This is a genomic window from Microvirga sp. VF16 (assembly GCF_016864375.1).
Classification (GTDB): Bacteria; Pseudomonadota; Alphaproteobacteria; order Rhizobiales; family Beijerinckiaceae; genus Microvirga.
In genome coordinates, this window is the sequence record NZ_CP069356.1 from 453,892 (window position 1) to 466,666 (window position 12,775).

5 protein-coding genes and 2 pseudogenes are annotated in these 12,775 nt (G+C 57.1%); 2 read left to right on the plus strand and 5 right to left on the minus strand.

Features of this window, described 5'->3' with window-relative positions:
* Window positions 1-1,867: 1,867 nt before the first annotated feature.
* Entirely contained in the window at window positions 1,868-4,834 is a 2,967-nt protein-coding gene (locus JO965_RS34465; protein WP_203446474.1) for a PAS domain S-box protein, read from the minus strand.
* A 968-nt stretch (window positions 4,835-5,802) separates the two neighbouring features.
* Between JO965_RS34465 and JO965_RS34470 the strand changes: the two genes are divergently transcribed.
* On the plus strand, window positions 5,803-6,039 hold the full coding sequence (locus tag JO965_RS34470; protein ID WP_203446475.1) for a hypothetical protein: 237 nt from the start codon (window positions 5,803-5,805) through the stop codon (window positions 6,037-6,039).
* A gap of 306 nt (window positions 6,040-6,345) precedes the next feature.
* Here JO965_RS34470 and JO965_RS49705 read toward each other — a convergent pair.
* From JO965_RS49705 to JO965_RS34485, 4 genes and pseudogenes are all read right to left on the minus strand, one after another.
* A pseudogene (locus tag JO965_RS49705) lies at window positions 6,346-6,529 on the minus strand (IS6 family transposase); the annotation flags it as partial.
* Between the two features lie 84 nt (window positions 6,530-6,613).
* Window positions 6,614-8,758, minus strand: coding sequence for a PAS domain S-box protein (locus JO965_RS34475; protein ID WP_203446476.1), 2,145 nt, complete (start codon window positions 8,756-8,758; stop codon window positions 6,614-6,616).
* Between the two features lie 1,373 nt (window positions 8,759-10,131).
* Window positions 10,132-10,335 (minus strand): response regulator, encoded by a 204-nt coding sequence (locus JO965_RS34480; protein ID WP_203446477.1) that lies wholly within the window; start codon window positions 10,333-10,335, stop codon window positions 10,132-10,134.
* Between the two features lie 446 nt (window positions 10,336-10,781).
* Window positions 10,782-11,438, minus strand: a complete 657-nt coding sequence (locus JO965_RS34485) for a response regulator transcription factor (protein ID WP_203446478.1) — start codon at window positions 11,436-11,438, stop codon at window positions 10,782-10,784.
* Window positions 11,439-11,634: 196 nt separating this feature from the next.
* On the opposite strand from JO965_RS34485, the pseudogene JO965_RS34490 reads away from it, so the two are divergent.
* A pseudogene (locus JO965_RS34490) lies at window positions 11,635-12,616 on the plus strand (IS5 family transposase).
* Window positions 12,617-12,775 lie beyond the last annotated feature (159 nt).

The following is a 12,775-nucleotide window of genomic DNA, read 5'->3' on the forward strand; positions in this document are numbered from 1 at the left end:
TTCGCGCAAGCGTCACTCACGTTGCAACACAAGGACCCGGGGACTATCCTCAGGTGGCCGACTTCAGGTCGGAATGCATGGCCGACATCGCATCGGAACAACTGGCCGACTTCGTCGGAATCCGCAAGCACGAAGTCGATTGTCTGTCCCATCGCATCTGCGACGCGGTACAGATACACCCATTCTCCCTTCACTCAAAGTCTCATCCATCCGCCAGGAGCCATTCGTGGGTCGAAGATGCGGACGGATGCGCTTGTCGATTTTGGGTGCATATGCCTGAGGCCACCGGGATAAGGTCATGTGGTCCACTTGGACGCTGCGATCAGCCAGCATGCGCTCAAGATCACGATACCTGATCGGAAATTGCAGGTACCAATGGGCCGCCCACAGGATAATCTCCGACGTGAAATGCCGACCCTTGAACGGATTCTTCTTGTTGTACTTCACCACGAGCCTCTCACAATGCCCTCACGTCATAGCCCGGGCAGGGGGAAGCTTCAAAGCTGCAACAGAACCTATGGGAGCGGCATTTATTGTGAGCTATCAATCCCGCTTCCGATTGCGGACTTCACCTCGACAGGCTTTCCCTTTGTGCTCCGGGCTGCGCCTACGTCAGGATTCTCTACCGTGCTCGACAACCGAGGGGCTTAGGCATTAGACCCAGCACTCTTGAAGTGTGGCACTAGTCAGCTCGCTCGACCAATAACACTTTGGTTTGAATCGATCACCGTCTCGTCTGATCGACAACCTCTCTAAGTTCCCGCTTCTATCCACATCGGTTCGGGGAAGAATCGCTCTTGGACGCGAACGACTGTTCCCCGAACGATCGCCAGAAGTCCTTCCCTCTTCTAGGCGAAGCAGGCAGTTCGATCGCTGTAGGAACCGCTCGAGCTGCCTGCACTTGTTTCTCTTTGGGCCCATGATGCAAGCCCATTCTTGTCGAACTTGGATGACTCGAACCTGTGTCAATTATGGTTCCACTGTGGGTGGGTCGGCGTGAATTGGAAGCGGAATGACATCTTTGAACTGGCATATTACGTGGTACTAATCGCGACTGCCGTTGGAACTTTGGCGTGGATAATCCTCGCTCTAAATGAGCGCCCATGATCCAAGAGTTCGAAGGATGCTCTGAAGTCGCATTACAAGACCCTCGAGGGAGGCGGAAATTGTTACGAGCGAAAACTTTGAGTGCTGTTTGATTGGCCATGGGAAGGGGATTACGTCGCCCGAAGGCGAAATGATCGGCTTCTCCTGAACGAAGGATCGTGCTGGCGGCAGAGCGATGGTGATGTTGTCCATCACCACGTTCCCAAGGTTCAGCATCTGCAGCGCCAACTCCTTGCGGGCCTCATGAAACACATTGGGGTGTCGCCAGTTGGGCGGTGGCAGAGGGCGCGCTTCATCAGCGAGGCTGCGCAGCTTGTTGGCGCATTTATCGATGATGCCCATGGAGTTAAATTGCGAGGGAAGCTGAAAAAGAAAGCGCCCGGTAGCGGTGAAGCCCAGAGCTCAATTCAGTTGAGACAAGTTTTCTGACGTTTGAGACGTCCTATGTCAAGTCCTAAGGCTGCCCAGAAGAACCGGCCTGGGTCAGCAGCATGAGGATATGCTGAACGGCTGTCGCAAACTCGCATTTTATTTGCCTAAAATAGCTAATCCGCTAGGGCCGGGTGTTGTAAAATGCTAACGCGACCGCGTTACGCAAAAATGGTGCTGAAATGGACTATACTTCGTGTTTGCGACAGAACTCAGATCTACGGTGCATTGGAAGAATAGGTGTCTCCGGATCGGAATGGGCGCGCCTTGGCAAATGAGAGTGTCCCGCCATCTTGTTTCGTCCGGTTGAGAGCCTAGTACCGTCAGCCCGTTACCAAACTGCCCCGCACTTCCTCATGCTCCCCTGCTCAGCGGAAGCGGTCTTGTCCTGGTCTGCCGGCAGGGTGAACTGAAACACGGCCCCCCACGGCTCGCTCGCAGATGCCCACAGTTGGCCGCCATGCGCCTCGATGATCGAGCGGCAGATCGCCAGACCCATGCCCAGGCCGTCCAGCTTCGTCGTGTAAAACGCCTCGAACACCCGCTCCATATTCTGCGGGTCTAGCCCGACGCCGGTGTCGTGCACGGCGACCAGCACGGCCCCGGTTTCATCCAGCCGGGACCGGATCAGCAGCTCGCGCGGCCGCTCCGCCCCCTCCTTCATCGCCTCGAGGCCGTTCAGTACCAGATTCAGGATCACCTGCTGCAACTGCACCCTGTCGCCTGCCACGGGCGGGAGGTCAGGCGCCAGCTCGGTCCGCAGCAGGATCCGATGGCGGCGCACCTCGCCCTGGACGAGGGCCACCGTATCCCGGATCAGCTCGTTCAGATCCACCCGCGTCGTGATGGTGGCCGTCTTCCGGAAGAGGGCGCGCGCGCGCCCGATCACCGCGCCGGCCCGGTGCCCGTCCTGAACGATTCGCTCCAGCGTCGCGCGCACCTCGGCGAGATTGGGCGGCTGGCTGGCGAGCCAACGCAGGGCCGCGTTGGCATTGGTGACAATGGCGGCCAGCGGCTGGTTGACCTCGTGCGCGATCGAGGAGGTAAGCTCGCCAATCGTCGTCACGCGCGTGACATGCGCCAACTCCGCCTGCGCCTTCTGCAGCGCCTCCTCGGCGCGCTTGCGCTCAGTAATGTCCTCACACGCGACCAGGATGACCGGGCAGTTCTTCAACAGCACGGACCGGGCGGTTTCACGCACCCAAAGCACCGTGCCGTCCTTGCGCACCTTGCGGGCCTCCCAGCTCATCGCCCGGTTGGGTTGAGCGAAGCAGCGGGCGACCAGCCTCTGGACGGCTTCGCGGTCAGGCTCATGGAACACGTTCAGTACCGGGCTCCCGACCAATTCGTCGGGGGTGTAACCGAGCTGCTCCGCCCCAAAGGCGTTCACCGAGAGGGTGGTCCCAGCCGCGTCCACCATGAAGTACATGGTTGGGTTGCTTTCGAAGACCGCCTTCCACTTCTCCTCGCTCTCGCGGAGCGCTTCCTCCGCCTGCTTGCGCTCGGTGATATGCCGCCCGACGCCGCGGTAGCCGATAAAGCGCCCCGTCTGGTCAAATACCGGCAGCCCCGAGACGGACACGTAGCGCTTGCCGCCGTCGGGCGTAGGCCGCGCGAGCTCGAAATCACGAAACGGCAGATGCGCGTCGAGCGTCTCCCGGTGTTTCCGCCAGCCTTCTTCATCAGGCTCCACGTAGGGTACTTCCCAGCGCGTCTTCCCGATCTCGGAGCCCGGTGCCGGCGCGTCGGCAAGGTCTTCGGCGAACTCCTGGCGGATGAAGCGATGCTGCGCGTCTGTCTCCCAGTACACATCGAAGGAGAATTGCACGAGGGTGCGAAAGCGCTCCTCGCTCGCCCGCAGCGCCTCTTCCGCCTGCTTGCGCTCGGTAACGTCCATCGCCGCCCCGATGATCTCAAGCAGGTCGCCGGGCTCGCTGAAAACGGGATGGCCGATACCGTGCAGGTGCTTGATCTCGCCGTCCGGGAGGACGATTCGGAAATCGGTTTCGGAATCGCCCCTGATACGAATTGCGGTTTCCGTGTTTGCCAGCCACTTTCCCCGATCCTCCGGATGAATCCGCTGGAGAAGCGCTTCGAAGGACGGGATACCTGCTTTCGGATCGAAGCCAAACAAGCGGTAGCGTTCCTGCGACCAGTAGATGATCGCCTTCGTGGCGGGGTTCCATGCCCAACTGCCACTTTTGCTCAGCGATTCCGCCTCCGCTAGGTAGGCCTCGCTGCGCTGCAGTTCCTCTTCCGCCCGCTTGCGCTCAGTCAGATCGAGCACGAAAGCGACACCTTGGTTGGCGCCTTCTTCGAAGGTTGCCGCGCCGATTAGCACAGGCACGCGGCTGCCGTCCTTGCGGAAGTAAACCTTCTCATACGGTTGCAGGCTGCCAGTTCTCTTCACCTCTTGCGTCAGCCGGACGTCACGCTCGCGCCATTCTAGGGGCGTCAGGTCCGTCCAGCGGATGCGACCCGCGACGAGGTCTTCACGGTCGTAGCCGATGATGCGGAGAAAGGCGTCATTGGCCTCAAGGATTCGGCCTTCGAGATCCCATATCACGATCCCGATGATGTTAGCGTCGACTAGGCGCCGGATCTTCTTTTCGCGTCTTTCAAGATCGCTGTGGAGTCGGACGTTCTCCTCGGTCGCTTTCCGCCGCCGTCTCGCTTCGAGCCGTGCGAGCGCCAGCGCCGTCCCTGCTAAGACAGTGACACTGACGGCGGCCGCAGCGATGAGCCAGGTCTTGTGTTGTTCGAGTGTGGTGGCGCGCGTCTTCCAATCCGCGAGCAGGAAGCGCTCGTGATCCGCCATCTGATCGACTTGTGATCGGATCTCGTCCATATTGCGGATCATCGCAAGCGCCACCAGCCCGGATACATGGGGCGTCTTGACGATATCGTCGATCTCGTGCAGCGTTGCTAAAACAGTCGGCGCCAAATGTTCGGCGCGAAGATTCTGCAATGGATCGTTCGCTACCAGAGCCTGGAGTGCCTGAGCCTCCCGTCGGACGCTGTCATCAGAGACCTCGTAAGCCTTGAGATATGCCGGGTCAAGGGTCAGCAGATACCCGCGCCTTTCGGCCTCCGGGTTGGCGATGATCGTCCGCAGCCGATCGAGCGTATCGAGCACTTGGCGGCTATGCTCGAGCGAGAGATCTGCCGCTTGCCGCTCGTGCCAATATTGGAGGCGGAGAAACCCAGTTGCGCCAAACAGCGTTAGAAACACCGCGACCGCCAGGATCAGCGGACGAGCAAACCACCGCAAAGTTAGGCCCGGAGCAGGGACTGACATTGGCCTTGGGTCCTTGGTACTCGCACGACCGGTGCGTCTTCTGTGCCGACGCCGGAGACTTGCTAGAATAATAAGATACCTGGACGGGGGCGCATAGCATAAGTAAGGCGGGACCGGACATTCTTGACCGCGCAGGTTACACCGGCTCCTGAGTCGGTCGGTTGCCTAGCGAGGGCAGCAACATCGGTCTCGCTCGTGTATTGTGAGTACCTGCCCATCGGAGGAGCACTGATATATACCATTGGTCGCGAGTTCTCATTCAACATGATGCGGTGAGCTGAACCTGGTATGCTTAGCCGCGCGAACGCCGTCGTTCTCACCCACGCGCCCTGCGCGGTGTGCCGACCGTCTTCCGAATGTCGCCTGCGCTACGCTTAGAAACAGTGCTCTCTTCAATCCTGAGGCGGGCCAGAGGCTTCCCGCCCCCTCATAGTCCCAGACCGACGCAGTATCTCAGAACCGGCTTGTTAAAGGGGGGAGTCCTATCAGGACCTTTTGGATTATACCGTCGAGGTTCGTGCAACAGTGCAATATACACAAACCAAAGTATAGATATCTAATCCCTTCTTCTGACTACAGTTTCCACAAAGCTAATTGAGGCATGTCATCGAGATATAATAATTCGAGGTCGCAGAAAGATATTCATCGAAGAAATTTCAATGTTAATCGCGACATTTTCTAGACATGATCTGAGGATTCGGACGGGCAAAGATGGAAAACATGCCATATGCGCATATAACACTGTTAATCGAGCAATGATATTATTCAAGAACGACGAATACTCCACTCCAAAGCACAGGCGTTTCCACCCGCGGGCAAATCTAAGATTTAGGCAAATCTAAGATTTAGAAAGAGGGCGCGGATGATCAGGCACCGTAGCTTGATCGCTCCGCAGCGTCCCGCCTCAGAAATGTGAGATTGATCAGATTAGGTGGGCTCGTTCCTAGCTGGATGTGAGGAACCGTAGAATGCGTCGATATTTCTTCCACATCTTCGATAACGAAGAACTTAACGACGAGCACGGCACTGTCCTTGCCAATCGAGAGGAAGCCCGCGCCTATGCAATAATCGTTGCAGGCGAACTCCTCAGGGACGCTGGTAAAAAGTTCTGGAACGGCACGGAGTGGCGGTTGCACGTCACTGATGAGGCAGGCGAAAATATATGGACGCTTAGGTTCTTGGTTGAAGGTGGTGGCCTGAGCTGACTTCGATAGAACCTGAGCTCGAATGTCAGAGCCGAGGGCTCGGCGCTGGGCCAAGATATGATTTTCTGAGTAAACGGTACCCTGGCATGAACGTTGAGGGAGGAGATGGCGGCAACCAAGGGAGCCGCCCTGGGGCTCCGTTCATCACGACATGCAGAATGCCACCTTCTGATGAGCGTGCCGGGATTGGTGCTTCCTCTGTGCTGGCCTTTGTCTGCGCCATCAAGCATCCGATCGCTTTCGCCAGTCCCGCAATGTCTGGGCGCATCTTGACCTCCCCCACGACCGTGCCAATCCGTTTCTGGATCTCCGGCCAGAGATACTGATTACCACCTCATCCGGTGCCGCTTGTCTCCAGCCGCTGGAAGACGCTGCCGGATTTGATTGGCGAAGCTCTGGCCGAACTTCAGCGTGCATTGCCACACCGTCTCGTGGCTGACCAGGATGCCCGGACCGCAAGCATCTCCTCGGCCATCCGCAGGCTCAAGGGAACGCAGGTCTACAACTGGACGGCATAGCTACCTCAGCCGGGAGCGGCGATGGGAGCAGTGGGGTGATTGGAGGGGTTCATCCCTCAGCTATGCGAGTGCTCCGTCGCTCCTGGGTTAGGCTGGCTGTGCCCTGTCGCCTCAGCAGCAGCATTCGTAAGCCCCCCGAGCAAGAGGCGCATTTGGCAGGCCAGACCCTCAGGCCGATACTGCATGTCGAGGCTTCCCGCCAATTCCCGCTGGACGGTCCGTTTAAGCAGGCGCGTGCCAAAGCCAGCGACGGTCGGCTCTCCAACTCTGGGGCCGCTCACTTCCAGCCAAGTAATGTCAAGTATCGTTCCGCCGTCGTCAATCTCGGACCTCCACTCTACCAAAATGCGCCCAGTTGGCACCGATAAAGCACCATGCTTGAGAGCATTTGTCGCAAGTTCATGAAATGCCATAGCGAGAGCGACGGCCGCTCTCGGAGGCAAATCCACGTCCGACCCAGTTAAGGTATACTGCTGTTGAATCCCAAAGGCTCCAAGCTCGGCATTGAGGATCTTGCACAGTGAGGCTGCCTCCCAACCGGTCTCATTGAGAAGGTTATGAGCGCGGGACAATGCCAGTAGACGAGCCTCAAACCGATCACGGGCGATTTCCGGAGGCAACCCTTGGCGGAGCGATTGCCAGGCAAGCGACTGGACGGTGGCGAGCGTGTTCTTTACTCGGTGGTTCAGTTCATCGACAAGGAATTTTTGGCGCTCCTCGGCTCGCTTACGCTCGGTGATGTCCTCCACGATCCGAACCGCATAGAGAAAGTGGCCTGAGTCATCCCGTACCGCGCTGCTTGATACGCGGGTCCATCCCTTTGCTCCGTCTTTGCGGACGTGCCGTTTTTCGATGGTATAGACATCAAGCTTACCCGCGATGTGTCGGAAGAATAAGTCGCGATCGGCCTCCAGCTCAGCGCCAATATTCGCATGGGTAAAGTGCAACCCCAGCAGCTCCTCCCGGGTGTGACCAGTCAATTTGCACCGCGCCTCATTCACGTAGACAAAGCGCCCCTCTCGATCCACCTCGGCAATCCCGACAGCTGCGTTTTCTTGCGTCGCCCATAGGCGACCTTCGCTTTGGCGCAAAGACGCCTCCCGCTGTCGCAGCTTCGAGGATGCCGCCGAGAGTGCACGGCTAACATTGTCGACCTCGTACAAGCCGGTATCCAGCGGCACCACTGGTGCACCTACTCCAAGCATCCGCGCCTGATCGGCGAGCGCTTGAATGGGAGCGGTAATACGCTGCCCGAATCCCAACGCAAACAGGCAGGAGAGGCCAGTAAGTGCTAGACCTAGTGTCGCAGCGGCCCACAAAGATCTCTTCAGCGGCTGTTCGGTAACCTCGCTTCTTACCCCGACGACCGCTCTCCAGCCCGATAGTCTGGATCGAGTATAGGCTGCCAAGACTGTGGAGCCCTCCTGAATCTCCCCTTCCCAGGCACCTTCATCTGCAATCGCATTGTTATGCAGGTCTTCCGTGGCGAGCCTGCCGACAAAGTCGTCATACTGCCAAGAGTGGGCGATAATCCGATCAGCGCGATCGACCAGGGCGACCATACAGTCGGCTGGAATGCTTTGCGTTTGAAGTAATTTGGTAAAGCGCTTCGGTTCCAAGACAACGGAGAGGACATGAGTGACCTGACCGTCCTTCAGCACCGGCACCCGCACATCTACAACGAAGTCCCCAGAGATTTGACTAACGAACAAGTCCTGAATGAAGGGGCTCTTTGTGTTGATCACCTCTTGGTCGATCCGAAGATTCACGTCCTTCGGAAGAGATGTATCCCAGGGAAGGCGGGTATTCACTACTTGTTGACCGGTGGTGTCTCTGACGACAAGAGCGTAGATCGCGGATTCCTCAGGAAGCATTGAGCGCAAAATAGTATGAGTTCGCCGATGGAAAGCTTCGTACTCGCTGTCGAAGGACGCTGCTGCAGCAAGTGCTTGAGCCGTCGCAAGCACCTCCGTAAGCTCACGGTCGACGGCAATGATGATCCGCTGCGCTGCGTCACGCGCATCGCGTTCATAGCAGCGGCTTTCGGCCTCGGTGAACCACCAGACAAGCACAGCTGCAAACACTAGAACAGGGAGTATGAGAGCAATGTTGAATGCCAGTAAGTGTTGGCGGATTGAGGAGCGAAACAGCCGTTTCATAGTCCACGACACACCGTAAATACAGGCATTGACTTCCGGCAAACCCGGAACCCACCGCATTGAAATCTGTGACGCAATGATGCTGGGCAGTCCGCCCGGCCAGGCGCCGATCTAGCACAGTCGATAGTGTATTGACTTGGAGTCACGGCAACCGGCTCGTTTCACGTAGAGAGGCGGCTTGGCGCTCATATGCGCTGATGAAAGCACGTCTTCCCAAACTCATCCAAAACGTTCCTCACGTCAAAATATACAGTCAAAATGTATTCGCCAATGCGCGTCGTGGGACCGTCCCGACTTCCTCTTCGGACGACGTAGTGCGACACTGAATCCCTATACCTGACTGACAGGTTGAGTTCGTCCCGACCACTTAATGATAGACCTCGTGACGTTGCTTTGCCTTCAACACAAGGTTTACGGCAGTAGCTAACTCGGACTCATCAAATTCAGAGCAGCCACAACTGTCGACCGTTGAGCGGGTCGCATGAGAGTAGATCTCTAGCCAGAACAGCGGCCGGCCATCTGAGAGACTTTCTTGAGGAAACTCGGTTAGGCGTACATCAAGAGAGCCGAACCGTGCAACTAGAGTCGTTCGAGATCCAGTCGCATCTCTGGCACTAAACACAAGCTTAACATAAGCACGGATTATCTTTTGCTCAATTTCATCGGGGCAGAGATCAGATGAGAGTAGGCCAACTGGATGCGTTGCACTGCGCCGGGACATGCGGTTCTCCAAACTGATGAATGCTTTTCGCGTTGGGATGAAATTACCGCTCAATAACTGGACGCTGCACCAAGCAGTTATCGCGCCGGTGTGCAGACCGCCCAGTACTCCGTGTGAAATCACTTTGTATCGACTGCTTACCTGAGAACCATGGACGCCCTACAGTCGCATTTTGCGTAGCCCGTCTCTGCTTCCCGATGCGGATATGAGCGCCCTGCTAGGCAGGCTATGCTCTGCCAATCCCGTGTGGCACCGTTTCTAGTACGGTGGTCAGTGTAGTTCCCCTTTGATCACACCTATAGAAGTCTCTGCCAATTCGCCTAACGGCCGCTCAACGACGACGAAGTTCAAGTAAAGAATGATGTGAAGGTAGCACGTCCCACTGTCATAGCTCGATTGTCCTTGCGGAAAGAATGACAGTCGATTGAGATTAGATACACTATACTTTGGTTTGGAAGGAGCGCACAATCCTTCATAGACGCTTTCGGTCTCATTGCCACCGTAGCCGAATGTGCAGCTTAGATTCATCCGGATAGTATACCGGATGAGACTGAACGGAAACGGATGACGAGCATAGGAGCTGTGCTGCGTGTGCTGGTTCCATTACTTGGTGCCATGACGAGTCAGCCATCGGCCCAATGGTGTTTCCAGCTCTTCGCGTTAACCCTCTGGAGGCGAACTATGAGTGAAACTGTCACCTGATCCCGCCATCACCATCCCCCGGCATTTGAATATCTGTAATCAGACAGGAGGTTTCGTCGATGTGGGAGGAACGCAGAAACTCTTCGGCGGATTGGAACATGTGAATAATCAATCCGAGCGAACTCACAAGGCTCTTCATTGCAGCGCGAAGGGACTCATCATCGTCAATGACTGAAATGACCGGAACGTTGGACAACGATCCGCCCTCCTACCTTCGAGGATAGAACGCCCTGCGACTAGGAAACCATCGCAACTGGACCGAGTATGATCCGAATATTTTCGGATGAAACCATACTTAGGTTTTAGGCGCTGTAGCTCTGAGCATCAGGCGATCGCACTCTGATCCCTTACATGTTCAGCATATTCCTCCATTCAGAAGACAAGAATGCACCATCAAATCTTGGTATCAAACATCTCTCTCTAGCAGCAGATCTTACCTGTCTCGTTCAGGATTCACGCGGGTTCTTAGACCGAAATAACCGAGCTCTCATACAATTTGATCCCGCACCTTTTTCCCCACTACGACCGGAGGACGCTTTCCACCGCTCTTCATTCCTCATCAGCCTGCAGCAGAAGGCCGCATCATGTGGCAGGAAGCGGCGGCAGGTCGGGTCCCGCCGCGGTGGTGGAGTTCTCGGGGAACTACCGCGAGACCAACGAGTGGATTCCCAACAACTCGGCCATTCTCACCAGATCGGCCAGCGAACGCGCGCCCATTTTCCGCATGACGTGGCCGCGGTGAATCTTGACGGTAATCTCGCTGAGCCCCAGTTCATTCGCAATTTGCTTGTTCATCATTCCGGTAGTAACCCAGCCCATCACCTCCTGCTCGCGCTGGGTCAAGGTGTCGAAGCGCGCCCGCACGTCCGACAGCTGCTTTTGGGCCTGCCGCCGCTGACGATCGCGCTCAAGCGCTATGGCAACTGAATCCAGCATATCCTGGTCGCGAAACGGCTTGGCTAGGAAATCGACGGCTCCAGCCTTCATAGCTTTCACTGACATTGGGATATCGCCGTGGCCCGTCATGAAAATAATAGGAATATGAATGTTCGCCTTGGCTAATTCGGCCTGGAAGTCGAGACCGCTCAGTCCCGGAAGTCTGACGTCGAGCACCAGGCAACTAGCTACATTGACCAGGTTGCTTTGTAGCAATTCCGCTGCCGAACCAAACATCTCGGTCCTGAGCCCAACTGACCGAAACAGGCTTCTGAGCGCTTCGCGCAGAGCTTCATCGTCTTCAACGATAAATATGATCGGCTCTTCGGCAGTCGCTCCCGGTGGAGCTTGACGATATGGCATGAGATCCAGCCCAGATAAGAGACGATGGCTGCTGAAAAATAGCACCTCATGGGGCGCCTGCTAAAGGAGACTAAAGGCTTGGTGGTGGCGTACCGTATAATTACGAGCTGGGCCCGCTTTGTTGCACGAATAGGCGGGTTGGTAACTGGAACCGGTTCACATAGGAGGACTGTGCCCTTCCCGCCGGATGTCTCTCGTGCCGTTCGAAGCCAATGCCACTCGTCGGCACCGCATACCCAAGCAGTGGTATCGGATGACGAATTGGGCGGAGTACGACGCGGCCCTGCATCAGCGGGGCAGCCTCACGGTCTGGTTCTCTGACGAGGGGATCACCGTCTGGCGGGCTGAGCCCCGAAGGAAACGGGGTGGTCAACCACGCTACTCGGCTCTGGCAATCAAGACAGCCCTGACGCTGCGGGCGGGGTTCCGGTTGGCACTGCACCGGACGGAGGGCTTGACCGATTCTATTCTCCAGCTCCTTGGCTTGGATCTGGCTGTCCCAGACCACTCGACCCTGAGCCGGCGTGCCGAAACTGAAACCCTGAAAGTTCCACGGCCACAGTCATGCACCGGGCCCATTCATTTGCTGGTGGACAGCATAGGCCTGCAGATGGGTGGATCCGGCGAGTGGCTGGTCGGGAAGCACGGCACCCAGAAACGTCGGTCCTGGCGCAAGCTGCATATCGGCGTCGATGCTGATACCGGAAAGATCTCTGCCTCAGAGCTGACGACCAGTGATGTCGACGATGGCTCGCAGGTCGCGCCCTTGCTCGACCAGATACAAGTCCTCTGGATACAAGTCCTCTGGCGTCTCTCACCGGCGACGGAGTCTACGATCAGGCCGGCATCTATGCCACCGTCGCCAAGCGCCATCCTGATGCTGACGTGATCGTTCCTCCACGCTCAACAGCAGTGCCTAGCGACATGGCGGAGAGCATCCCGACCCAGCGCTCGGCATCTCAAAAGCATCGCTGAGCATGGACGTGTACGCTGACAGAAAAGGTCTGGGTACACTCGCCGGGCTCTGGTGGAGACACCATCATTCGCTTCAAACGAGTGATCGGCGCTGCCCTGCGCTCGCGAGCGGATCGGCGTCGCCCACCGAAGTTACCCTCGCCATTCATGCGCTGAACTGCATGCTTGAGCTTGGTCGCCCAAAGTCCGTCCGCATCGCTTGAAGTCGGGCTCCGGATGCATTCAATGCGTGCACAATCCGATCCATGCAGCAGAGCACTGCACCAATGTCCGATAAGTAGGGTTACGGACATTGCCAACGGCTCTCAACAATGCAGCCAAAGCGGCCTGACCGGCGGACGTAGTCACCGAGTCTTCCGCGA

Bases quoted from the DNA above. Each gene is read 5' to 3' on its own strand.
- JO965_RS34465 (WP_203446474.1), bottom strand. From the start codon at position 4,834: ATGTCAGTCCCTGCTCCGGGCCTAACTTTGCGGTGGTTTGCTCGTCCG.
- JO965_RS34485 (WP_203446478.1), bottom strand. From the start codon at position 11,438: ATGCCATATCGTCAAGCTCCACCGGGAGCGACTGCCGAAGAGCCGATC.
- JO965_RS34470 (WP_203446475.1), top strand. From the start codon at position 5,803: ATGCGTCGATATTTCTTCCACATCTTCGATAACGAAGAACTTAACGAC.